This is a genomic window from Streptomyces sp. NPDC005963, from assembly GCF_040638655.1.
Lineage (GTDB): Bacteria > Actinomycetota > Actinomycetes > Streptomycetales > Streptomycetaceae > Streptomyces.
Map to the genome: position 1 here is coordinate 75,012 of NZ_JBEXVD010000016.1, position 22,452 is coordinate 97,463.

The 22,452-nt window shown below is 69.3% G+C and carries 19 protein-coding genes, 1 pseudogene and 1 riboswitch; of the genes and pseudogenes, 8 read left to right on the plus strand and 12 right to left on the minus strand.

Annotated elements, in window-relative coordinates; genetic code table 11:
• Positions 1-36: 36 nt before the first annotated feature.
• The 4 genes from ABZ348_RS21455 to ABZ348_RS21470 form a co-directional block, all read right to left on the minus strand.
• Complete coding sequence (locus ABZ348_RS21455) at positions 37-1,038, minus strand: ABC transporter permease (protein ID WP_358935335.1); 1,002 nt, start codon at positions 1,036-1,038, stop codon at positions 37-39.
• A gap of 787 nt (positions 1,039-1,825) precedes the next feature.
• The gene (locus ABZ348_RS21460) at positions 1,826-2,611 is read right to left on the minus strand and encodes an enhanced serine sensitivity protein SseB C-terminal domain-containing protein (protein ID WP_358935337.1); all 786 of its coding nucleotides are present in this window, start codon (positions 2,609-2,611) and stop codon (positions 1,826-1,828) included.
• A gap of 141 nt (positions 2,612-2,752) precedes the next feature.
• On the minus strand, positions 2,753-3,532 hold the full coding sequence (locus ABZ348_RS21465; protein ID WP_358935339.1) for an enhanced serine sensitivity protein SseB: 780 nt from the start codon (positions 3,530-3,532) through the stop codon (positions 2,753-2,755).
• Between the two features lie 246 nt (positions 3,533-3,778).
• Complete coding sequence (locus ABZ348_RS21470) at positions 3,779-4,459, minus strand: AAA family ATPase (RefSeq protein WP_358935341.1); 681 nt, start codon at positions 4,457-4,459, stop codon at positions 3,779-3,781.
• 223 nt (positions 4,460-4,682) lie between these two features.
• Positions 4,683-4,778, plus strand: a riboswitch (glycine riboswitch).
• A gap of 147 nt (positions 4,779-4,925) precedes the next feature.
• On the opposite strand from ABZ348_RS21470, the gene gcvT reads away from it, so the two are divergent.
• The 4 genes from gcvT (at position 4,926) to ABZ348_RS21490 (ending at position 9,378) form a co-directional block, all read left to right on the plus strand.
• Positions 4,926-6,050 (plus strand): glycine cleavage system aminomethyltransferase GcvT, encoded by a 1,125-nt coding sequence (gcvT, locus tag ABZ348_RS21475; RefSeq protein WP_358935343.1) that lies wholly within the window; start codon positions 4,926-4,928, stop codon positions 6,048-6,050.
• Between the two features lie 121 nt (positions 6,051-6,171).
• Positions 6,172-6,549 (plus strand): glycine cleavage system protein GcvH, encoded by a 378-nt coding sequence (gene gcvH, locus ABZ348_RS21480; protein WP_358935345.1) that lies wholly within the window; start codon positions 6,172-6,174, stop codon positions 6,547-6,549.
• 72 nt (positions 6,550-6,621) lie between these two features.
• Positions 6,622-7,878 carry a serine hydroxymethyltransferase gene (gene glyA, locus ABZ348_RS21485; RefSeq protein ID WP_358935347.1) on the plus strand — a complete coding sequence of 419 codons (1,257 nt, stop codon included), beginning with the start codon at positions 6,622-6,624 and terminating at the stop codon, positions 7,876-7,878.
• 132 nt (positions 7,879-8,010) lie between these two features.
• Complete coding sequence (locus tag ABZ348_RS21490) at positions 8,011-9,378, plus strand: L-serine ammonia-lyase (RefSeq protein WP_358935349.1); 1,368 nt, start codon at positions 8,011-8,013, stop codon at positions 9,376-9,378.
• A gap of 142 nt (positions 9,379-9,520) precedes the next feature.
• On the opposite strand, the gene ABZ348_RS21495 is transcribed toward ABZ348_RS21490, so the two are convergent.
• From ABZ348_RS21495 to fxlM, 5 genes are all read right to left on the minus strand, one after another.
• Positions 9,521-10,540, minus strand: a complete 1,020-nt coding sequence (locus ABZ348_RS21495; RefSeq protein WP_358935351.1) for a thiopeptide-type bacteriocin biosynthesis protein — start codon at positions 10,538-10,540, stop codon at positions 9,521-9,523.
• Entirely contained in the window at positions 10,522-11,745 is a 1,224-nt protein-coding gene (locus ABZ348_RS21500) for a lanthionine synthetase C family protein (RefSeq protein WP_358935353.1), read from the minus strand. Before ABZ348_RS21500 ends, ABZ348_RS21495 begins: the two co-directional genes overlap by 19 nt.
• Entirely contained in the window at positions 11,742-14,798 is a 3,057-nt protein-coding gene (locus ABZ348_RS21505) for a lantibiotic dehydratase (RefSeq protein WP_358935354.1), read from the minus strand. The genes ABZ348_RS21500 and ABZ348_RS21505 overlap by 4 nt, the downstream gene beginning before the upstream one ends.
• 87 nt (positions 14,799-14,885) lie before the next feature.
• Positions 14,886-15,080, minus strand: a complete 195-nt coding sequence (locus ABZ348_RS21510; RefSeq protein ID WP_358935356.1) for an FxLD family lanthipeptide — start codon at positions 15,078-15,080, stop codon at positions 14,886-14,888.
• Between the two features lie 53 nt (positions 15,081-15,133).
• Positions 15,134-16,357: a methyltransferase, FxLD system gene (fxlM, locus tag ABZ348_RS21515; RefSeq protein ID WP_358935358.1), complete on the minus strand. Its 1,224-nt coding sequence runs from the start codon at positions 16,355-16,357 to the stop codon at positions 15,134-15,136.
• An 805-nt stretch (positions 16,358-17,162) separates the two neighbouring features.
• On the opposite strand from fxlM, the gene ABZ348_RS21520 reads away from it, so the two are divergent.
• The 4 genes and pseudogenes from ABZ348_RS21520 to ABZ348_RS21535 all read left to right on the plus strand — a co-directional run.
• Positions 17,163-17,390 (plus strand): helix-turn-helix transcriptional regulator, encoded by a 228-nt coding sequence (locus tag ABZ348_RS21520; protein ID WP_358935360.1) that lies wholly within the window; start codon positions 17,163-17,165, stop codon positions 17,388-17,390.
• Positions 17,391-17,419: 29 nt separating this feature from the next.
• The gene (locus ABZ348_RS21525; protein ID WP_358935362.1) at positions 17,420-18,445 is read left to right on the plus strand and encodes a transcriptional regulator; all 1,026 of its coding nucleotides are present in this window, start codon (positions 17,420-17,422) and stop codon (positions 18,443-18,445) included.
• Positions 18,442-19,146 carry an HAD hydrolase-like protein gene (locus ABZ348_RS21530; RefSeq protein ID WP_358935364.1) on the plus strand — a complete coding sequence of 235 codons (705 nt, stop codon included), beginning with the start codon at positions 18,442-18,444 and terminating at the stop codon, positions 19,144-19,146. The genes ABZ348_RS21525 and ABZ348_RS21530 overlap by 4 nt, the downstream gene beginning before the upstream one ends.
• 217 nt (positions 19,147-19,363) lie before the next feature.
• Positions 19,364-19,493: pseudogene (locus ABZ348_RS21535) on the plus strand (DNA-binding protein); the annotation flags it as partial.
• Positions 19,494-19,523: 30 nt separating this feature from the next.
• On the opposite strand, the gene ABZ348_RS21540 reads toward ABZ348_RS21535, so the two are convergent.
• The 3 genes from ABZ348_RS21540 to ABZ348_RS21550 form a co-directional block, all read right to left on the minus strand.
• Positions 19,524-20,744: a S8 family peptidase gene (locus ABZ348_RS21540; RefSeq protein ID WP_358935366.1), complete on the minus strand. Its 1,221-nt coding sequence runs from the start codon at positions 20,742-20,744 to the stop codon at positions 19,524-19,526.
• Between the two features lie 184 nt (positions 20,745-20,928).
• Complete coding sequence (locus ABZ348_RS21545; protein ID WP_358935368.1) at positions 20,929-21,876, minus strand: CopD family protein; 948 nt, start codon at positions 21,874-21,876, stop codon at positions 20,929-20,931.
• 119 nt (positions 21,877-21,995) lie between these two features.
• On the minus strand, positions 21,996-22,235 hold the full coding sequence (locus ABZ348_RS21550; RefSeq protein WP_358935370.1) for an EF-hand domain-containing protein: 240 nt from the start codon (positions 22,233-22,235) through the stop codon (positions 21,996-21,998).
• Positions 22,236-22,452: the final 217 nt, after the last annotated feature.

The following is a 22,452-nucleotide window of genomic DNA, read 5'->3' on the forward strand; positions in this document are numbered from 1 at the left end:
GCCGGGGCCGGGGGTCCGGACCCGTGGTGCGTGGAATCAGCGGGAGCCCTTGGGATCGAGCGCGTCCCGCACGCCGTCCCCGAAGAGGTTGAAGGCGAGCACGGTCACGAAGATCGCCATTCCGGGGACGACCATGAACGTCGGATTGGACTCGTAGGTGTCCACCGCCTTGGAGAGCATCTGGCCCCAGGAGGCGGTCGGCGGGCGCACACCGGCGCCGAGGTAGCTGAGCGCGGCCTCGGTGAGGATGTTGGTGGGGATCATGAGCGTGGTGTAGACGGTGATCGGAGCCACGAGGTTCGGCAGCAGCTCCTTGAAGAGCACGTAACGCCGGCCGGCGCCCAGGCTCCGGGCGGCCTCCACGTACTCCTTCTCCCGCAGCGAGAGCGTCTGGCCGCGCACGATGCGACCGATGTAGGGCCAGCCGAAGAAGCCGATGACGGCGACGAGGATCGCGATGCGGACGGTGCTTCCGGTCATCCCCAGCAGGTTGTTGGGGAGCACGGACACCAGACAGATGATGAACAGCAGCTGTGGGAACGCGAGCAGCATGTCCATGACCCGGCTGATGAGCGAGTCCGCCCAGCCGCCGAAGTAGCCCGCGACGATGCCGAGCACGGTGCCGAGGAGGACGGCGACCATGGCGGAGAGGAACGCCACGAGGAGGGAGATCCGGGCGCCGTAGACGACGCGGCTGAAGACGTCGCGCCCGTTGTTGGGTTCGACCCCGAGCAGGTGCTCCGAGCTGATGCCGCCGAACGAGCCGTGCGGGGTGCCGAACATGGGGTTGATCTTGTCCTGGTGGAACTGGTTCGGCGGGTGCCCGAACAGGCTCACGATCAGCGGTGCGAAGACCGCGGTGAGCACCAGGAGGATGACAACGATGCCGCCTGCCAGGGCGAGCCGATCGCGCTTCAGACGGGACCAGGCGATCCGCCCCAGGGACCGGCCCTGGACCTTGGGTTCGGCGACAGCCGTGACATCGGCGGGCGCGGCTTCCTCCGCTTGCGCACTGGTGCCGTGCATTGGTGCCGTCATCGTGGTGGGGACCCCTCTCGGCCGGCGCTGACCGGCCCGTACCCGCCGCGCTAGCGGCTTCGTTCACAACATCCCGTGCGTGGTGGAGCCGAGGCACGGAAGGCGCGGGTGCGACCTCCGTACGCGAGGGCGAATTTGCCCTTGGAGCGGGAGTCTTCAATGGTCGCGCGATCAGCCGCCAGCCCCCATGGGGAATGTTTGCTCAAACGTGATGCGTGGGCGTAACCCGTTATCCGGACGGCGACACCGACTGAGCGGTCCGTCAAATCCCATGATTCGCCCCATAGTTGGTAGAGATCCCGCCATGTGGACGGAGTGCGTCCATTGGGATGGACCGGAAGGGAACGCCCGAGAGAGCGCTTTCAGGGCACGCTCCGCCAGTACTCCAGGAACCGAGGAATTGGCTTTGATTCCCCTTATGCCGAGAAAATCACGCCATCAGCGCAGGAAGGGTTTGCGGAAGCGACGATCCGTGAAGGAGTCGTGGACCTGCGGTTAAGCTCCCGCGAAGGTTGTGTACACCGTCAAGTCCCGGCCACGCCGCACGATGTGTCGCGGGCACAGCGCATCGGGTGTGGCTGGATGTCGCGGATGGCCAGACATGCCTCGCGACGCCTCAAGCGGGCATCGAAGCGCCAAGAACCGAGGCGTTCCGCACAACTCGGAGGGACTTCAGGCCAGAGCGCTTCCGGAAGGCATGGGGCAAGGACGGCCACTCACCGGCTGTTGGACCCCGCACAAAGCCGACTGCACGGACCGCCATCCGCACGGACGTTCGGAATGTGCGTCAGCGGGACCGGGGCGGATAGCCGTAACCGGCGGGCGCCGGACCCGCGCCGTGGGCATCGCGGTCGTAGAAGGGCCGGGCATTGGCCCGCAGCCACATCGTCACCGGGTCGTACTCGTCGGACATGGCGACCGTCGACACCGGCAGACCGTCCGGCACCGCCGCGATCGACTGCTGCATCATCGCCCGCACCGCGTCCACCGACTGTCTGCTCGTGTCGTACAGATCGAGGCCGATGGCGAGATAGGGGGCGCCCAGCGCGGGCTGCACCCAGACCCGACGGAGCGAGCGGATGGGTGCCGTGCGGTGGGCGTTCTGGGAGAGCAGGGCGTAGAAGTGCGGGATCTCGACCGCGGGGTCGGAGAGCCGCAGCGGACCGGCGGGCATCCGATCGAGACCGGTGGCGATCCGCCGCAGATCGGGCCAGGGGATGCCGACGCCCCCGCCCGGGGCATGGGGGTTGAGCCAGATTCCCGCGCGGCCCGGATAGAGGGCGCGGGCGATGTCGATCCCTGCGACGACCTCGTGGGAGCGGTTCCAGCCGGAGACCGCCAGCTCCTGGGCCGAGGTGACACAGGGGGCATAGCCGACGCCGTCGATCTCCATGGAGCCGTACTGCGCGTCGTGGGAGCCCGGGGTGCCCTGCCACAGCAACATCCAGACCCGCCCCTGCGCGGGGTCGGCCAGTGCCTTCAGCAGTCCTTCGTACGCATCGAAGCGCCCCGGGATCACCTGGCGCAGCATGTGCTCGACGTGTCCGGCCGCCGCGGTGCCTGACGCGCTCACCCTGGTCCCCGCCCCTCATCTTCGACTGACGATCCGGCACGGCCTCCGCAACGGCGGGAGGCGGGGCCAGACGACCAGCTTAATCTGCCCCGCCGACAGTGACTTGACGACGGACCCGACCTAGACCGCGTCTGACCCGACCTAGTGGTCGTCCCGTCGGTAGAAGGGGCGCACCTTGGTCAGCATCCAGTCGACGACGGGGTCCTGGGTCGCGTCCAGCAGGACGAGGTTGACCGGCCAGCCGACCTGGACCCGACCGAGCGCCCGCCCCAGTGCGCCCAGGGGTGCGCTGTCGGTGGCTTCGAGCACGCCCGGAACGGCGAGTTGAACACCGATGAACAGGGAGGGCGGATCGCCCTCGACGGAGGCGAGCGCCCGCCGTGCGGTCAGGATGCCGCCCAGCGCATCGAACTCGGCGGCTGCCGCGGCCAGGAAGTCGACCGGGTCCTCCTGCCAGTCCGGTTCGAACAGCCGCACCCGGCCGCCCGAGGCCGGCCCGTCCAGATGCGTACGGCCGGTGCGACAGAGTTCGGCGACGGCGGGGGGCGGGAGGGGGGCGCCGACCGTGCCCCCGGGGTTGACGGCGATGCCCAACTGGGGCGCCAGTCCGCGGGCGAACTCCCGGGCGGGGGCGACCGTGAAGGACATGTGGTTGCCGACGCAGGTCAGGAACTGCTCTTCGGAGCTGAAGACGGGGACGAAGGCCGCGCCGTCCAATTCGATCGTGGGGAGGTCGAGGTCGTGGCTTTCCGGTGAACCGCCGTTCGGGAGGGGGACCCACAGCAGGCTGCGCCCGAGTACCTCGACCAGCCTCGCGCCCGCGCCGGGGTGGTCCAGGGAGGCGGCGAGGGTCTGCTCCAACTCGTTCGCCGGCCAGCCGCTGGCGTAGGGGTGCGGGTGTACGTGCTCTGGAATGCTCATCTGGCGGCTCTCTCCCCGGCTCGGCCGGTCATCCCACGGCTTGCCCTCAGACCCTAATGCCGAGCGGGCGCCGCGCTGACACCGTCCGGGGAGACGGCGGGAAGACAGAGGTCCGGGCCGGCCCGGGAATCCCGGCAGGAGGCGCACCCGTCCCGGCGTCGAACGCGGGCAGGGCCCACCACGATCCAGGGAGACGCGCCGACCACCGGCCCCACGCGTCGGACCCGGTGGCCCCCAGCACGCCGACTAGCCGGCCGCTCCCGTCGCCGTGAACTGCACCCTGGCCAGGCCCGCAGCGGCCGAACGGTCCAACAGGACCGCCGAGGTGCAGCCGCTCGGAAGCCTCCCGGACTCGGCATCGGCGATCAACCGGGAGGTCGCCCGCCGATGCCGGGCGAATGCGTATCCGGAGACACCCCGGCCGCGCTCCAACTGGCCCTGCCGGGCCACCTGTGGGGGCACGTCGAGGAGCACCAGGTGCAGGGCGCTGCCGCGCCGGCCCGCCTCCCGGGCCAACCAGCGCCGCACCCATGCCTGCGTACCGCAGTCGTGCACCACCACGCTCTCCCCGCTGCGCAGGGCGCGCCGCAGTCCCGCGTAGTGCGCGTAGCGGACGAAGGGGCGGTAGACCGCGTACGGCAGGAAGCGCGGCATCCGCAGTGCCCAGCGGTCCCGGGTGTCCTGCGAGTCGATGCGGCTTCCGCTGGCCGCGCGCCGGATCAGGGTCGACTTGCCGCTGCCGGGAAGGCCGGAAACGACCACCACGTCCCCCGCGGCGAAGATCAGGCTCCGGGGGCTGCGCCCTGCGCGGTCCCGCAGGTCCCGCAACACCGGCGTGGTCGCCCCCAGGCGTGGTCGGGCGGGCGCCTGTGGTCGGGCGGGCACCCCCGCCGTAGTGGCGTAGGCACTGGAGTGCTGCAACGTCATTACACCCTCCCCCATGTCAGTCACCACACACTTGCCCATGAAGCGTAAAGAAATGGTAATGGGAGGCAACTTATTTGCCGCTGAGCCGCGCCCCAAGACACGGCCGGGGATCGGACGATGGCCGAAGAACGCACCTCGACCACGGAAGATCCACGAGGTCCCCGCCCCCCCACCGGGCCGAGATGCGTGTAATGATGTGCCCGCCAACTGCATACCGGCCGTTCGAATCCACGCGGGAGAGTCCCGAGCACTGTGTGCCGGGCGCCGAAGGAGCAAGTTCCTCCCTTGAATCTCTCAGGCCCCGTACCGCGTGTGATGAGGCAGATCTGAAAAGCGGGCCGCCCCGGCGGCTCCACCCAAGGTGCAAGTCGTGACCACCTGAGTGCGTGGTCGTGACGAACCTCTCAGGTTCCGATGACAGATGGGGAGGACCGTCCTCGTCGGCCATGCCCTGGGAGCCCCGTCCATGAGCACTACCCCCCGTCGTACCGCCCTCGATGCACTGCATCGTTCGCTGGGCGCGACCATGACCGACTTCGCGGGCTGGGACATGCCCCTGCGGTACGCGAGCGAGCGCGACGAGCACAACGCCGTCCGCACCCGCGCCGGTCTCTTCGACCTCTCGCACATGGGCGAGATCACCGTGACGGGCCCCGGGGCCGCCGATCTGCTCGACCACGCGCTGGTCGGGAACATCGGCTCGGTCGCCGTCGGTCGCGCCCGCTACACCATGATCTGCCGCGAGGACGGCGGCATCCTCGACGACCTGATCGTCTACCGGCTCGGCGAGACCGAGTACCTGGTGGTCGCCAACGCCGGAAACGCCCAGGTCGTCCTGGACGCGATCACCGAGCGGGCCGCCGGCTTCGACGCGGCCGTGCGCGATGACCGGGACGCGTATGCGCTGCTCGCCATCCAGGGTCCGGAGTCCGCCCGCATCCTGAAGTCGGTCACCGACGCCGACCTCGACGGTCTGAAGTACTACGCGGGGCTGCCCGGTACGGTCGCCGGGCAGCCGGCGCTGATCGCGCGCACCGGCTACACCGGCGAGGACGGTTTCGAACTGTTCGTGGAGCCGCAGCACGCCGAGGCGCTGTGGCGGGCGCTGACCGAGGCCGGGGAGTCCGCCGGTCTGGTGCCCTGTGGTCTGTCCTGCCGCGACACCCTGCGCCTGGAGGCGGGGATGCCGCTGTACGGGCACGAGCTGACCGATGCGCTCACCCCCTTCGACGCCGGTCTCGGCCGGGTCGTGAAGTTCGAGAAGACCTCCAATGACGGGCGCTTCATCGGCCGTGAAGCCCTGGCCGCAGCCGCCGAACGCGCCGAGACGGCCCCTCCGCGCAAGCTCGTGGGTCTGATCGCCGAGGGCCGCCGGGTACCGCGCGCCGGCATGCAGGTGGTCGCGGACGGCCGGGTGATCGGCGAGGTGACCTCCGGGGCCCCCTCCCCCACCCTGGGCAAGCCCATCGCCATGGCCTATGTGGACGCCGCCCATGCGGCCCCCGGCACCACGGGCGTGGGCGTCGACATCCGCGGTACGCACGAGGCGTACGAGGTCGTCGCGCTGCCCTTCTACAAGCGCCAGAAGTGAGCGACGGAAGTAGCGTCGACAACACCCCCCGGGAGTCGCGAGGCACCCGGCACGTCCGCCGCCGTCTCGGCAGGTGGCCATCCGTTCACCAGCAGGTTCCGCGTACAGGAGAATCCTCGTCATGAGCAACCCCCAGCAGCTGCGCTACAGCAAGGAACACGAGTGGCTGTCGGCCGCCGAGGAAGGCGTGTCGACGATCGGCATCACCGAGTTCGCTGCCAATGCGCTCGGCGACGTCGTCTTCGCCCAGCTCCCGGAGGTGGGCTCCACGGTCACCGCGGGCGAGACCTGCGGCGAACTGGAGTCGACCAAGTCCGTCAGCGATCTGTACTCCCCGGTCTCGGGTGAGGTCACGGAGATCAACCAGAACGTCGTGGACGATCCTTCGCTGGTGAACACCGCGCCCTTCGAGGGCGGCTGGCTCTTCAAGGTGCGCGTCAGCGGTGAGCAGGACGATCTGCTCTCGGCCGACGAGTACGCCGCCTTCTCCAGCAGCTGACGGGGTCCGGCCGACCCGAGCGGTCGGCCGGCTCGCTCAGTCACCGACCACGACCCCGACAGGGACTTCGAGATGTCGCTTCTCAACACCCCTCTCCATGAGCTGGACCCGGACGTCGCCGCCGCCGTCGACGCCGAGCTCCACCGCCAGCAGTCGACCCTGGAAATGATCGCCTCGGAGAACTTCGCTCCGGTCGCGGTGATGGAGGCCCAGGGCTCGGTCCTCACCAACAAGTACGCCGAGGGCTACCCCGGCCGCCGCTACTACGGCGGCTGCGAGCACGTCGACGTCGTCGAGCAGATCGCGATCGACCGCATCAAGGAGCTCTTCGGCGCCGAGCACGCCAACGTGCAGCCCCACTCGGGCGCGCAGGCCAATGCGGCGGCGATGTTCGCGCTGCTCAAGCCCGGCGACACCATCATGGGTCTGAACCTGGCGCACGGCGGGCACCTGACCCACGGAATGAAGATCAACTTCTCCGGCAAGCTGTACAACGTGGTCGCGTACCACGTGGACGCCACCGGCCGGGTCGACATGGCCGAGGTCGAGAAGCTGGCCAAGGAGTCCCAGCCGAAGCTGATCGTCGCCGGCTGGTCCGCGTACCCGCGCCAGCTGGACTTCGCCGCCTTCCGTCGGATCGCGGACGAGGTCGGCGCCTATCTGATGGTCGACATGGCGCACTTCGCCGGTCTGGTCGCGGCCGGCCTGCACCCGAACCCGGTGCCGCACGCCCATGTCGTGACCACCACCACGCACAAGACCCTCGGCGGTCCCCGCGGCGGCGTGATCCTCTCCACCGCCGACCTGGCGAAGAAGATCAACTCCGCGGTCTTCCCCGGCCAGCAGGGCGGCCCGCTGGAGCACGTGATCGCCGCGAAGGCGGTGTCGTTCAAGGTCGCGGCCTCCGAGGAGTTCAAGGAGCGCCAGCAGCGCACCCTGGACGGGGCCCGCATCCTCGCCGAGCGCCTGGTCCAGGACGACGTCACCGAGCACGGCGTCTCCGTGCTCTCCGGCGGCACCGACGTCCATCTGGTTCTCGTGGACCTGCGCAACTCGGAGCTGGACGGCCAGCAGGCCGAGGACCGCCTCCACGAGGTCGGGATCACGGTCAACCGCAACGCCATCCCGAACGACCCCCGGCCGCCCATGGTGACCTCGGGCCTGCGGATCGGCACCCCGGCCCTGGCCACCCGCGGCTTCCAGACGGACGACTTCCGCGAGGTGGCGGACATCATCGCCGCCGCGCTCAAGCCGTCGTACGACATCGAGGCCCTGCGGGCCCGGGTGTCCGAGCTCGCCGCGAAGCACCCGCTGTACCCCGGGCTGTAAACAGCCCTGCCCGGAGTAACCGGGGGCACCACGCACACTGGACGGTGAGCGCGGTGCCCCCATCCGTTCCACCGCGTGATCTGCACCACCCCGGCAGACAACGGCGTCTACCAGTCGCACTAGGAGTCCAACGTGGCCATCTCGGTCTTCGACCTGTTCTCGATCGGCATCGGCCCCTCCAGCTCCCATACGGTCGGCCCGATGCGGGCGGCACGTATGTTCGCCCGGCGACTGAAGAACGAGGGCCTCCTCGACCGGACGGCAGCCGTCCGCGCCGAACTGTACGGCTCGCTCGGAGCGACCGGACACGGCCACGGCACCCCGAAGGCGGTGCTCCTCGGTCTGACCGGCAACTCTCCGCGCACGGTCGACGTGGAGAACGCCGACGAACAGGTCGAGAAGATCAAGGCGGCCGGCCGGCTGGACCTGCTCGGCACCCATGAGATCCCCTTCGACTTCGACCGGGACCTGGTGCTCCACCGTCGCAAGGCGCTGCCGTACCACGCGAACGGAATGACGGTCTTCGCGTACGACGCCGAGGGCGCGCCGGTGCTGGAGAAGACGTACTACTCGGTCGGCGGTGGATTCGTCGTCGACGAGGACGCCGTGGGCGAAGACCGGATCGTGCTCGACGACACCGTACTGAAGTACCCCTTCCGCACCGGGGACGAGCTGCTGCGGCTCACCCAGGAGACGGGTCTTTCGATCTCCGCGCTGATGCTGGAGAACGAGAAGGCGTGGCGCACCGAGGAGGAGATCCGCGAGGGGCTGCTGGAGATCTGGCGCGTCATGCAGGCGTGCGTCTCGCGCGGCATGTCCCGCGAGGGCATCCTCCCCGGCGGACTGCGCGTCCGCCGTCGCGCGGCGAACTCCGCCCGTCAACTGCGCGCCGAGGGGGACCCGCTCGCCCGCGCGATGGAGTGGATCACCCTGTACGCGATGGCCGTGAACGAGGAGAACGCGGCCGGCGGCCGGGTGGTCACCGCCCCCACCAACGGGGCGGCCGGCATCATCCCGGCGGTGTTGCACTACTACATGAACTTCGTCCCCGGCGCGGACGACGAAGGCGTGGTCCGCTTCATGCTCTCGGCCGGTGCGATCGGGATGTTGTTCAAGGAGAACGCCTCCATCTCGGGCGCCGAGGTCGGCTGCCAGGGCGAGGTCGGCTCGGCGTGCTCGATGGCGGCGGGAGCCCTGGCGGAGGTACTGGGCGGCACCCCCGAGCAGGTGGAGAACGCGGCCGAGATCGGCATGGAGCACAATCTCGGCCTGACCTGCGACCCGGTCGGCGGTCTGGTGCAGATCCCCTGCATCGAGCGGAACGGCATGGCGGCGGTGAAGGCGGTCACGGCGGCCCGGATGGCGATGCGCGGCGACGGCAGCCACAAGGTCTCCCTGGACAAGGTCATCAAGACCATGAAGGAGACGGGAGCGGACATGTCGGTGAAGTACAAGGAGACGGCGCGGGGCGGGCTCGCGGTGAACATCATCGAGTGCTGATCGCGTAGGCCCTTCCGTTTCAGCGTTCGGATCCTGGGGCCTAGATCCGGACCATGAGCCCTCAGTGAGTGTTCAGTGAGCCCTCACCGCATCCTCCGTGAGCCCTCACGGCCCAGCTCCGGACGGCGACACCCCACTCTCCTCAAGGGGTCTTCGGAGGCCGGGATGAATCCTGTGGTTGGCCCAGGATTACGGTGCGGGCGGTCAGCGCCAGGACGCCCTGGGAATGCATGGTCAGCCCCATCCGGTTCCAGTGGAAGATCACGTGGAGGCTGAGGATCCGGCGCAGCCCCCGGTCGAGTGTGCCGAGTCGGACGGCTTCGGCGAGCGATTGGCCGGTCTCCCTGAAGGCGGCCGCCCATTCCTTGACGGGTTCGAGTGGCCCGCCGGAGCGCAGCAGGCTGTCGTGGTCGGCTCGGAGGAGGGTTCCTATGCCCTCGGTGATGACTTCGAGCTTCTCCGGGGACATGGGGTTGACCGGGGTCCGGTGTTCGTCGGTGATGACGCGGTGCCAGACGTCGGCCTGTTCGTACCATTCGAGGCCGGCGGCGCGCATCATCAGGGTGCAGAGGAGGACGGACAGTTCGCGGCGGCCGAGGGGGAGGTCGTGGCGGTCGTCGATGCGGGGGATCTCCCTGCTATCCGCGACGAACAGTCGGTGCGCGGCCGTCATGCCGACCGGGCCGCCGAAGGCCGTGGTCTCCGGTTCGTAGATGCCGGCCCACCACCGTTCGAGAAAGCTCCCGCCCGGGGCTGCGAGCCGGTCGAAGCCTTCCGTCAGTGCAGCCCTTGCCGTTGGTTTCGTGGAAGTGAGCCGGATGCGGAGGCGCCAGCAGGGGTGTTTGCGTGTGTACCACCAGCCGTCGATGTCCCCTGCGGCCTCAGCGGCACGCAGGAGGGGCATGATCACGGCCAGGAAGTGGAACTCGGCCATCCGCCACTCGGCGAAGTGGAGGTTCACCTGCCACCACTCCGAGTCGGTCGAGCTGCTCCGGAGGGCCTCGGTCCCCGCGTGCCGAAACAGCTCGACTGCGTCGGTGAGGTCGGAGGGGTCCATCTCTGCTTTGCGAGCGGCGTCGGACACCGCAGTCCCGGCCAGCACGTCGAGAACCGCTTCTGTCGCCTGGGACGGATCGGTCCGGGTCAGTCGATCAGAAGGCATGCGTCCCATCCCGAGGTCGGAGTCTGCTGCGCGGTAAGGGTGGTCAGGGCAAGCGCCGTACCCGCGTCGCCGTTCAGAAAGCCTGAGTTCCGGTCTCCGGCGGGGTGCGCGCGAGCCCGGAAGGCGGTGCCGAGAAGAGAGGGCAGAGTGCGGAGACGGGGGTCGTGCGCGTCGTGGGCGGCCCGGACGGCCGTTTGGTAGATGCCGGCCCATCCGTGGCAGAGACCGTTGTCTGTGATGCTCGCGAGCTGGGTGGGGTCGGTCAGCGCCCGGTGGAGAGCGTCTTCATGGACGGCCTGAAGTTTCGCGTCGTTCAGAGCGATGCCTGCGAGCTGGCCGGCGCGGGCGATGCCGGTGGTGCCGTAGCACCAGCTCGGGCGGGCGGGGCCTGGCTGGTGGGGGCGGCCGGTGGCGAGGTCGTGGCGGGTGAGGTGCTCCGGCCACCAGGGGCCCATTTCGCCCTGCTGCTTCCAGGTGTCGAGGTGCTCGCAGATCGTACGGATGGCCTCGGGCTGGCCGGGGACGGCGACGCCCCGGCGGAGGGCCTGGGCGAGGAGGAGCAGCGGGCCGGCGATGCCGTGGGCGACGCCGAGGTTGCCGTGCCCGCCTGGGAAGTCGGCGGAGTGCTCGCGGTTCGGGCCGTGGTCGACCCACCAGCCGGGGAGGCCACGGTGGTCTTCGCTGAGCGGACGGGTCAGAGCGACCAGGTAGCCGAGGACTCGTTCCAGGGCCGCTCCCCCGGGGCCAGTGCGCAAGAGGTAGGCGCCGATTCCCGTGAGGCCGTAGAAGACGTCGTACTCGGCGAACGAGACCGGGCCTTCGTGGTGGATTCGTTCGAGCGCGGCGTCGGTCCGACGGTGGGCGAGCTCCGTGATGTGCCGGTGCAGGGTGGCTCGTGCGTCGGCGTAGAGATGTTCGGCCGACGGGGGTGTGGTGCTGAGAAGGAAGGCGACGGCCGGCGCCCCGAGGAAGAGGCCGGTGGTGTCGGCTGCGCTGACCTCTTCGGCCACTGCTTGGGTGATCCAGCGGTGGGCGTACTTCCAGGGAGCCAGACCGAGGCGGGCGCGTTCGATGTGGAGCAGGGCGATTCCCGCTGCTCCTTCGGCGAGGGACTGGGCTCGCCAGGGCTCATCCGCAGGCGGCGGGACGGGGTTGGCCAGGCGCTCGGCGATTCGCTGGAGGAGTTCGGTGGCCGGGTCGGTCATCGCGTTCCCCTCCGGTGCTGGTGGTACAGAGCTGCGGTTCGGGCGAGTCGTAGCGTGGTGGCTTCGGCGGTGAGGTCCGGTCCGAGGGCGCGGGCGTGGTGCTGGTGGATCAGCGAGCGGGTTGTGGTCAGTGGGGCGCGCTGGCCGGTCAGGGCTCGCCGGTAGTCGCGGACGGCGGTGGCACGGGTGGTCCATGCCTCGGTGACCCCGGTGCCGCCAGGGAAAGCTGTGCGCGCGGCCCGTTGGCCCAGGGTGGCGAAGCCGAGGGTCTGTTCGCGCAGGCTCCGGTCCAGGCGTCCGCTTCCCTGGGGTGTCTGTTCGATCAGCCAGTCCTCCCCCTCTTCGGGGGTGGGGGCAATGTGTCGTACGAGGTTGAGGATGCTGGCCGCTGCCAGGGCTTGAGGTGACTGGTTGGGGTTCTGGTCGGTGAATCGGATCTGGGCGAGGGCTGCCGCTGAGTCGGCGGCGAAGAGCCGGTGGGCGGCGGCCAGCGCCTGCCCGTGCCCGTACTCACCCGGATGTGGGCGGAAGTCGGTCAGGACGATCTTGGAGACCAAGGCCTTCTCGTGGAGAGTGTGGGTCCACGCATGGACGTGTTCGGCCGCCGTGCCGTACGTGCCGGGTTCGAGGTGGAGGACCAGGTCCAGGTACGGGGAGGAGCCGTGGTGGCGGGTGAACCACCACGTCGGCGGGGTGGTTCCGAAGCGTTCGAGGAGACGGGACAGGTGCCGGTCGAGGATCTCGTCGTGTCGCCGCGGGTGGGCGTGGAGCTGGGCGCGCAGGACGGTACCAGCGCCAGGTAAGTGGGGTTCTCCCTTGTCGAGCAGGACCGTCGAGGTCTGTGCAGAACGCGCGGCATCGCCGTTCCCATCAGTGGAGTGAAGCGGCAGCCAGACCTCATGCGCACGGCCGAGCCAACCGTGGGCGTCGATGCCAGGTGCTTCGCGCAGGACCAAGCGACCGGCTCCATCGAGGCGGGTGCGGAGGATGTGGCGATGGACACTGTGGGTCAGGTCCAGCAGAAGGCGCTGGTCGTGTTCGGCCATGGTGACGCGTTCCGGGACACGAAGCCGGTCCCTCCAAGCGTCGAGGGCGTGGACCCACTCCTTCGTTGTGGCCGTCTGGTCTGGAAGGTCCTGATCGTTCAGCAGCCAGCGGGCCGGGGTGAGGATGGTGCGGCGGTAGCGCACCCGAGGGAGATACGGCAGCCGAGCGGCGGCGCCGTAGTCGAACGGCTTGTAGACGGCGTGCCGGGCGGTGGCGATCTCGGCGAGGAACCGGGCCAGCGGCGGGGTCTGAACCGCGGCTTCGAGGGCGTGCGGCACCCGTACGGTGATCGGCCTGCCGGTGGAGACCTGGACGAGGCGGAAGCTGCGGTCATCGGTGGTGACGGCGAGATCGGTGAGAGGGATCACTCCGTCGTCCGGCTCGCGGTGCTCAGCAAGCGGGATGACGTGGGAGAGCAGGCGCGGGACGCGGACGACGTTCTCGTTGCGCCGTCGGCGGGGAGCGAAACTGAGCTGCGCGGCGACCCCTCCGGTCTTGTCCGTGTACGTGGCGGCCAGCGCGTCCCGGTGCTCTGCGGGGAGCAGATGGGCGAAGCGACCGGCCATGCTGCTGCCCGGTCTCGGCACACCGGTGATCACGAGCTGGAAGTCGCCCCGGGCGAGTGCCGCGGTGGAGGTGGAATGGACCTCGAAGGCGACCTCCACCCGAGGCACGAGTGTCCTGTCGTCGGTGCCCGCGGCCTCGGCCAAGGCAGCGATCACGGTGTCCGTGAGGACCAGCTCGTCGCGACCCGCCATGACGGCTTCCTGAGCCAAAGCGAGAAGGATCCCGTCCCGGTCCGTCAGTTGCTTCGGTGTCCGTTCGCGGACGGATCCGGTGTAGCCGGCGGGCAGGCCGAGGCCCGTGTCCGACACCAGGTCCAGAACGGGGACGAGCGTTCCGGTGCCGTACTCGGCCAGGAACTCGTGGTGGTAGTCGCGCCAGTGCTGGTAGCCGTACGGCTGCGGGGTGGTGCAGTACAGCGCCGCGACGGCGCGCTGCGCCTCGTCCACCACCGGCTGGGGGATCCTGACCTCGCAGTCAAGGGCCGTGTCGACGAGAACCGGGGTCGCGGTGATTGAGGAGACCGCTCGCATCCGCGCGACCGTGGCGCTGAGCGTCGTACGGTCAGACCGCGCCTCTGACAGCTCCTGGTGAATCGCGTACAGCTCCCGCACCAGGTCCCCGACCCCGTGCGCCGTCTCCGCGTCGGCCTTCCTCAGCTCGGTGCAGAGGCGGCCGAAGGCATCGACGGCGGTCATGGGCGCCCACAGGCTCGTGATGAGGAGGTGGTGCGAGACGAGCTCCTGGAGCAGAGTGTCTATCTGCTCGATGGCGGCCCGTGGGAACCGCATACGAAGCTGGGCACGCAGATCCCCGTACGAGATGGGTTCCCCAGCGGCGTCCATCGCGGCTGCGAGCGAGCGTGTGTTCCATACGGCTATCTCTTCCGGCGCCAGGTGCGCCGCATGGGCGTCGGCGGGCTGGCCGGGGACGACGAGCCGGTCATCACGAATCTGAACCGGTGCGTTGGCGATCACAGGCAGCCGGTCACGGAGCACAGGGCTGGCCTGGAGGCGCTGGATGATCTCGGTGAGCCACTCGGCATCGGCTCGTACGGTCGCTCTCGGCTTCGTACCCCATCGGACCGAAGGCTCCGACCCGACGAGAAGCGGAGCCGTACCGGCGAACAACCCAAGAGGGGTGGGGCGGTGCTGCCAGCGCAGGAGGTAGGAGGCGACCGAGCGCATGGCCCGGCGGATCTTCCGAGGCTGGGTCTGCTGTCCCTGGACGACGGCTTCGACGGTCTCGCACAGCACCGGCGCGGCAAGCCGCAGTGCCTCCCGTACGTCATCGCGCTGCCAGGTCCGGGTGAGCCAGCCTCGGAGGAGCACGGTGTTGTCCAGGTCCAGCGTGCGGGGCAGGTCGGCGGTGTCCGTGCTCGTGGTGGCGCGGAGCAGAGCCACGCCCTGCCACCGGTATCCGACCTCGGTGTTGGCGGTCATGGAAAGGAACCTCTTCGGTCGGCGCGGCCACAAGAAGCGGTTCGGTGGATCGGACCGAGGCCGGTCCGATCCACCGAGAGCGCCTGATCAGGCGGAGTCCCCCACGAACGAGTTGCAGGCGGAGGCCCCGCCCTGGCACGTCGGTCCGCAGCCGTCACCGGTGGAGCACATGAGCTTGCCGTACGGGTGTTCCGCGACGACGACCCGCACATCGAGCGGGGCGAAGTCGTCCTCATCGAAGGCCATAGGCCGTTCGACCTGGACCAGGGTGGCGTTCGTCATGCCGTGCCTTTCCTTTCTTCGGGAATGGTGCGGGACGACCTGGCCTCCTGCGGCTATGCCGGAGGCCAGGCGAGTGAGATCCGGCTGTGCACCTTGTCAATGACCCGGTCGGCCGGGATCTGCTCGTCGGGGATGCCGGCCGGATGGACGCGGATGACCGGGTTGGGGCCGCCGCGCCGGTCGCGCGCCCAGTGACGGACGTGGTCCGCGACGATCTTGGCGAAGCCGGATGCCGTGGGGCCGAGGGCGTGGACGCCGTACTCGACGCCCTTGTCGTCCTCGGTCCGGCGGACGGTGAGATAGGCGAAGTCGGCGCCGTCCACAGCGGCGAGGGAGAAGGACTTGTTTGAGGGGTCGACGATGCCGGTGTCCAAGTCAGGGTCGACCGTCATCACGCAGAAGCCGGGCAGTGTGATCGCCAGGTACATCTGAAGGGTGTCGACGAGTTCACCGCGACCTACCTCGACCCCGGTCCACAGCTCCACCCGGGGCGTGGTGACGGCGTTGTCGAGCAGGCTCGGGTCGGCCGGCAGTCCGTCGTCGAACCGCAGCCCGATCTCCGGGGTCCCGGCGACGAGCAGCAGTTCCTCCTGGTGCGCGGTCGAGCCCTGCATGGGGACGAAGCCGCAGACGAACGTGGACTCGCTCTCCAGATGATCGTCGACGCGGACGAAGGCCACGGACCGGGTGAGCCCGCGCATCCGCAGCGGTACCACCAGGCGCCCGCCGTGGGTGAGCCGCTCGGTCCACGCGGGCGGGATGTCCCACGCACCCGCAGTCACCATGACGAGATCGAACGTACCGAGGTCGTCCAAGGGCTCCGCTGCGTCGACGCAGACCACGCGGACCCGGCCGAAGCCGTGCTCGTCCAGCAGCCGGCGGGCCCGGTCCGTGACGGTGGAGTCGATGTCCACGGTGACCACGTCACCGGCTTCCCCGACCAACTCGGCGAGGTAGGCCGCGTTCAGACCGCCCGAGCCGATCTCCAGCACCCTCATCCCGGGTCGGACCCGGGCCTGCTCCAGCATCATCGCCTGGATTTGCGGCGCGGACACCGAGCTGAGCTGGACGCCGTGCTCGTCCGTCTTGGTGATAACGGCCGCGTACGGGGCGTATGCCTTCGCCAGACTCGCCTCAGGGGCGAACGCGTGCCGGGGGACCTTCCGCATCACGGCCTCGACCTCCGGAGAGGAGATCGCGCCGTCGGCGACCAACTGGTCCACGACCTCGTTGCGGAGCCGTGCAGCCTCGTCGGAGTCGACCGTGGTGTAGGTCATCAGGGGTGTCCTTCGTTCGTACGTGTTCGGGGCGGGAAGAACCGCCCGGCGGGGCGCCGTCGGTGCCACCACGCCGGGGACGCTATCGGCGGCCGTCGGCCTTCCACGGCAAACAACAGGGGCAGGCCGGAATGCGCTGCGTCGGGTCGTGCAGTCTCCTGCGGGTCACAAGGTCTGCCCGTCGCCACAGCGGACGGCAGCCGCCTCGGGAGCCGGACGGCAGAATGTCCGAAACCTGCTGTGAAGCGATTGGCCCGACAACGGATTCAGTCAGCAGGCATCGCCTCCTTGAGGGATTCGACTTCAGGAGCCAGAAGGGAGCACCACACCCAAGTGCGGTCATCCGACAGTCCCCAGGAATCGGCGAACGCATCGACCGCTTCGAGCGCTGAGCCGTACGCATGGTCACTGTCCCCTTCCTCGGAGTCGGTGAAGCGGTGCTTCCGGACGGTGCGTTCGGTGAGCCGTGGGAGGAGTCTGGGGGTCGCGTGGGTTCAAAGGGACCGCTGGAGCGATATCGCTCCAGCGATATCGACCTGCGCCTAGCCTGGTGCCGACGGTTGGTCGGGGTGAGGCAGTGCAGGGAGGACCGCTCATGAAGTCGTCGTTTCGTGTGTGCGGCAGGTGCGGTTAGGGGCTGAGCCAATACAACCCCGAACCTCTGTGCGCTCCTTGTTCCCGGGGCGACGACATCACGCGGATTCCCGACCGGGCATGGCGTGACGAACAGATCTGCAGAGCACTGTCCGCCTGGGACTTCGGCGAGTTACTACGGCTGCTGCGCAGGCGGTCCGGCCTCTCTCAGATGGCCGTCCGCTCTCTGACGGGTCTCACCCAGTCGTTCATCTCCGACCTGGAGCGCGGCCGGAAACACCTGGGAGGAGGGGAGGCCATCATCGACTTCCTCAACGGCCTCGGGCTTCCCGCGGACCTTCATCCTCTGCTGTTGGCCCCGTTCGGTGAACCGGACCGGGGGGGGCGTCGAACGGGCCTCTCGACCCCGCTCTGCCGTGGAACGCAGATCGTATGGTGACCTCACTTGAGTTCGCTGTCGGAGGTGTCATGAAACGCCGTGGGGTGCTGGCGCTCAGCGGGGCCGGCCTGACGCAGTACGTGCTGCAATCCACCATCGCGGCCCCTGAGGCCATGGCCTCGATGTCTCCGAACGGCACCAAAGTCACTGTCCCGCTGATTGCTTCTCTGGAGGCGACGACCAACGCTCTCCGCCACATGGACGCCAGTAGCGGCAGCGGCAGTCTGGCGGCGACGTCGGTAGGGCATCTGAAGATCCTCGTCAGGCTGCTGAAGCACGGTTCGTACGACGAGGCCCGGGGACGCCGGCTGGCGGCGGCGACCGCGGACGCGGCAACCCAGGCCGGCTGGTACATGTTCGATGGCGGCAACCACGCAAAGGCGCAGCGGCTGTTCCTCGCCGCGTTGCGAGCCGCCCATGCCTCCGGGGACTCCCGCCTCACCGCAGCGGCCCTCTCCTTCCTGGCCATCCATGGATACTCCGTCGGAGATCCACGGGACGCGGTCACCGCTGCCAGGACCGCACGGCTGGGTATCAGCGACCGCGACGCTCCGGCCCTCAAGGCGATGCTGCTGACCCGACAGGCCCGAGGCCACGCACGGCTGGGCGAGGAGTCACCCGCCCGAGCGGCCCTTGAGGAAGCCAGGGTGCTGTGTGCACAAGGCCGTGGGGAGGACGATCCGCACTGGCTGTACTGGATCAAGCCGGGCGAGATCCTCGGTCAGACGGCAAGCTGTCTGCTCGACCTCGGTCGGCCCGCCGAAGCGGCGGAGTCGTTCGACGCCGCACGGGATGAGCTGAGCGACGAGGAGATCCGTACGACTGCACAGTTCCTCTCCCGAGCGGCGACCGCCCACATGCAGACGGAGAACCCCGACGCCGGATGGGGGATTGCCCAGGAAGTCCTCAGCCTGGTGGACGGCGTGCACTCTGCGCGCCTGGACGATCACCTTCGCTCCATGCTCGGGGAGGTCCGTCGGTTCGAGGGCTCCACTGTGGCGCGCGACCTTCTGGAGCTCGGCGAATCCGTCATGAAGGGACGCGCGGCGGCATGATTCTTGTCCTGTGGGACATCGACCGGACTCTTCTCTACGTCGGCGACATCGATCGGCTCGTCTACCGCACCGTCTTTGAGCAGGTAGTCGGACGCGCCCCGGAGCGGCTTCCGGCAAAGGGTACGGGCGTCACCATGCCGGTGGCGGTGAAGGAACTCCTCGCCGTGAACGGTGTCCCCGGGGATCAGGTGGACGCGTTTGCCCGACGGATCATCGGTCTCATGCCCGGGGAGTTGGAGCTGCACCGAGAAAGAATGCTGACAGATGGACTGCTGCTCCCCGGTGCGGTCGAATCGCTCACCGCAATACGGAAGTCTCCCAATCTTCTACCGACCGTCGTCACCGGAAATCTACAGGCCAGCGCGGAAATCAAGCTCTCGACATTCGACCTGATCGATCTTGTCGATCCGGCGGTCGGAGGGTACGCGTCAGATGATCCTCATCGGCCGGCCCTGGTGAGCGTTGCGCAGCAGCGGGCCGAACGCGCGTACGGCCACAGCTTCGACCGGAGCAATACCGTCATCGTCGGGGACTCTCTGGAGGATGTCCGTACGGGACGTGAAGGCGGAGCCCGGGTGATCGGCGTCGCCTCCGGCACCACCTCGGTAGCGGATCTGGCCCACGCGGGCGCGGATCAAGTGATCACCGACCTCACCGACCCTTCGCGGCTTCTGCGGCTGATCGGAACTGAGGTCGTGTAAAGGGGCCCTTGGCGAGAGGACCTGGCCAAAGTCCCGTCTACCGGCTGCGCGGACTCGTCGAAGCCGCAGAAGCCGAACGTGGCTCGGTGGACCAAGTGGCTGCCGCGGCCCAGCAATCGATCCTCCGCGGTCACCCGGCCGCATCGGCGGACCGCGTGACCCAGCCGCTCGTCCTGGACTGTGAAGCCCTGTCCAAGTTGGGGCATGGAGCTTGCCGGGCCTGCACGGCCACGAGTACGCCCTCGTGACCGCCACGGCTCGCCTCGCCCGCCCCCGTGACCGTACTGACGTCGGACCCCGGGGACCTCGTCATGCTGTGCCGCCCCGGCGTCCGCGTCATCACGGTCTGCCCCTGCTGCACACCGGCGGAGTGTGGGTCACAGCCCGCCGGTGTGCAGCAGCCTGTTGGGCGAGCTGGAGCTGATGGGGTCGATGACGCCCTCCGTCGCGTTGTCGGTGAGCCAGAGGCTGACGTCCTCCGGGGCCGCGTCCGGGTTGTTCTCCTTCAGCAGGGCGGCCACCCCGGCGACATGGGGGCTGGCCATGGACGTGCCGTCGAGGGAGACGTAGCCACCGCCGAGTCGGGCGGAGGTGATGTCCACACCCGGGGCGTACGCCTCCAGGCAGGTGCCGTAGTTGCTGAAGTCGGCCTGGCGGTCCGAGCTGTCGGTCGCCCCCACGGTGAAGACGTCGGACGCCCGGGCGGGTGAGACGTCGCAGGCGTCCTGGGTTTCGTTGCCCGCGGCGACGACCGGCAGCACACCCCGTTCCGCGACCTCGTTGACCGCTTCGTCCAACGCCCTGGACGCGTCACCGCCGAGCGAGGCGTTGAGGACGGCGGGCTGCTGGGCGTTCTGGGCGACCCAGTCGAAGCCGGCGAGCACTCCGGCCAGGGTGCCGCCACCGGTGCAGTTGAGCACCCGCACCGCGACCAGCGAAGCCGATCGGGCCACCCCGTAGCTGGCGCCGCCGACGGTGCCCGCAACATGGGTGCCGTGGCCCTGGCAGTCCTGTCCGTTGCGACCGTCCCCGACGGCGTCGAATCCGACCGACGCCCGGCCCTGGAACTCGGGGTGCGCGGTCTCGATGCCGGTGTCGACGATGTACGCGGACACTCCGCTGCCGGTCGCGACTGCGTCGAACTGGCCGTCGAGCGGCAGGGCCTGCTGGTCGATCCGGTCCAACCCCCAGCTCTCGGCCGGCGCCAGGCTGCGCCGCGGCCGGTGGTCGGGCAGCCGGGCACCCGCGGTCCGGGCCGTCCGCGCGGGCTGTACCAGATGGATCGAGGCGTTCTCCTCGACGGCCCGGACCGCGGGGAAGGTGCGGGCGGCGGCGAGTTGCGTGGCGGAGAGGCGGGCGGCGAAGCCGCGCAGGGCCGTGTCGTATGTGTACATCGCCTTCACCCCGAGCTTGCGCAGCACGGCTTCAGCGGGCTGGTCCGGGTTGAGGCTCACGATGTACTGGCCGGGGATGGCCCGGGAGGAGCGCTCGATCGGCACCGGACTGTTGTCGGTGCCGGCCACGGCATCGGTCCCCCCGAGGAGCAGGGGGGCGAGTAGCAGGAGGGCGATTGATGCCCGGCGTGCGCGCAGGCGCATGCAGTGCTCCTAGATGTCTGGGACGAAACGGCTCGCGGCGGGTGCGATCTGCGAGCGGCCAACATCTTTGGTTTCGTCCTTGTGCCACCCGGGACTTGAGCAACGTTCCCCGGATGGGCCAGCGCCCGTGCACTTGACGCGCCATCGTGCGCCCTCGTCCGCCGGTCGAGTGACCCCGATCAGCTCATCGAGTGCTCAGCCACTGGGGATCCGGGACGACCGTCAGCATCGCCGAGACCACGATCGCGACGGACAGGACGACGAGTTCCACGCGGGCGGGGCGCTCGGCCTCGGGGCGCCCCCGCACCATCCGGTGGCGGGCGACCAGTGCCAGGGCACACGCCACCGCGACCAGGACCACCTTGGCCATGAGCACCCTTCCGTACGCCGTGTCGAAGACGACGTCCGGGGGGAGCCGCCGCAGGGTCGAGAGCGTGCCGGTGACCGCGAGGACGGCCAGGAGCCAAGCAGCCAGTCGGGCGTAGCGGGCGAGGACGGCCTTGGAGTCGGCACGGTTGGGTCGGCGCAGTCTGAGTGCGCGGAGCACATGGAGCAGCCCCCCGACCCACAGGGAGGCGGCCGTCAGATGGCAGACCGTCAGCGCGGCACCGAATTCCGGGCTGTAGGGCTCCGGATGGGCGCGGATCGCCTCCGCGAAGACGACCAATGCGAGGGGCAACGCGGCGAGGGCGGGGCGGCGGAGGGCGATGCAGCCGGCGGCGGCGAGGAACCCATTGGCCATGATCAGCAGTAGCTGTCCCTCGCGCGTGCCGTACGCCGTGGCCATGTCGATGTCGCTCACCAGCGCGAGCCGGACGATCTGGCCTGCTGCTCCTGCCGCTCCGGCCAGCGCCGCGGCCAGGGACCAGGAGCGGGGCCGGGCGCCCCGGCTGGCCAGTCGGGTTCCGACCAGTTCTCCGAGGTGGATCGCGAGGGCCACGAAGACGACGGTGCGCAGCAGCGTGGCCGTGCCGGCTGCGGGGATGGGCAGTTCGCCCGTGCCTCGCATGGCGAAGCGCGTGCCGAAGTAGGCGGTGGCGAGGGCGGTGAGGAACAGGGCGGCCGTCAGCACGGCGGTCCTGCTGCCCCAGGAGAGCCGTCCGGCGTCGGTCACGGCTGCGGAGGAACTCACATCACGATCACTACGAGCGGGCTGGTGCATGGCGGTTTCGGCCGGTTCGCGACCCCCTGGAGTGCGGGTGGGCCGGGGCGGTCTCCCCGACCCGCTCGCCGGGGAGCCACTCCCCTACGTCAGGCCGGTTCGCCCGCGGGCTTGATGCCCTTGTTCAGCGAGTCCCAGAACTCTTCCCAGGTCAGCTCGCCGTCACCGTTGGTGTCCTTGGTCTTGATCACCGCTTCGGCAACGGTCTCGGTGACGTTGAAGTCGCCCAGCTGCGCCATCACGCTCTTGTACTCCGACGCCGTGATCCGACCGTCCCCGTTGAGGTCGTACCGGTCGAACGCCCTGCGCGCCGCTTCGATGTCCGCCACTGCTTTGCCCCTCCTACACGTGCACGTTCGCACTACTTGATGGAGATCAGATTATCCGCAGCCTGGAGTACGGGTCCCCGCGGCGGTCCGCGTCGATGGGACGAGGGACGGCGTCGACCTTCTGACGGTGGCGACGGCACTGCCCGGTGAACCCGAGATCCCCTTGGTGGAAGTGGTGGAGGTCGACGACACGACCCGTCCGTCCCTGGGTGGTACG

Excerpts from the sequence above, each read along its gene's own strand:
- ABZ348_RS21455 (WP_358935335.1), bottom strand. The coding sequence starts at position 1,038 with ATGACGGCACCAATGCACGGCACCAGTGCGCAAGCGGAGGAAGCCGCG.
- ABZ348_RS21465 (WP_358935339.1), bottom strand. The coding sequence starts at position 3,532 with ATGAGCATTCCAGAGCACGTACACCCGCACCCCTACGCCAGCGGCTGG.
- ABZ348_RS21470 (WP_358935341.1), bottom strand. The coding sequence starts at position 4,459 with ATGACGTTGCAGCACTCCAGTGCCTACGCCACTACGGCGGGGGTGCCC.
- gcvT (WP_358935343.1), top strand. The coding sequence starts at position 4,926 with ATGAGCACTACCCCCCGTCGTACCGCCCTCGATGCACTGCATCGTTCG.
- gcvH (WP_358935345.1), top strand. The coding sequence starts at position 6,172 with ATGAGCAACCCCCAGCAGCTGCGCTACAGCAAGGAACACGAGTGGCTG.
- glyA (WP_358935347.1), top strand. The coding sequence starts at position 6,622 with ATGTCGCTTCTCAACACCCCTCTCCATGAGCTGGACCCGGACGTCGCC.
- ABZ348_RS21495 (WP_358935351.1), bottom strand. The coding sequence starts at position 10,540 with ATGCCTTCTGATCGACTGACCCGGACCGATCCGTCCCAGGCGACAGAA.
- ABZ348_RS21500 (WP_358935353.1), bottom strand. The coding sequence starts at position 11,745 with ATGACCGACCCGGCCACCGAACTCCTCCAGCGAATCGCCGAGCGCCTG.
- ABZ348_RS21505 (WP_358935354.1), bottom strand. The coding sequence starts at position 14,798 with ATGACCGCCAACACCGAGGTCGGATACCGGTGGCAGGGCGTGGCTCTG.
- ABZ348_RS21510 (WP_358935356.1), bottom strand. The coding sequence starts at position 15,080 with ATGACGAACGCCACCCTGGTCCAGGTCGAACGGCCTATGGCCTTCGAT.
- fxlM (WP_358935358.1), bottom strand. The coding sequence starts at position 16,357 with ATGACCTACACCACGGTCGACTCCGACGAGGCTGCACGGCTCCGCAAC.
- ABZ348_RS21520 (WP_358935360.1), top strand. The coding sequence starts at position 17,163 with ATGGCCGTCCGCTCTCTGACGGGTCTCACCCAGTCGTTCATCTCCGAC.
- ABZ348_RS21525 (WP_358935362.1), top strand. The coding sequence starts at position 17,420 with ATGAAACGCCGTGGGGTGCTGGCGCTCAGCGGGGCCGGCCTGACGCAG.
- ABZ348_RS21530 (WP_358935364.1), top strand. The coding sequence starts at position 18,442 with ATGATTCTTGTCCTGTGGGACATCGACCGGACTCTTCTCTACGTCGGC.
- ABZ348_RS21540 (WP_358935366.1), bottom strand. The coding sequence starts at position 20,744 with ATGCGCCTGCGCGCACGCCGGGCATCAATCGCCCTCCTGCTACTCGCC.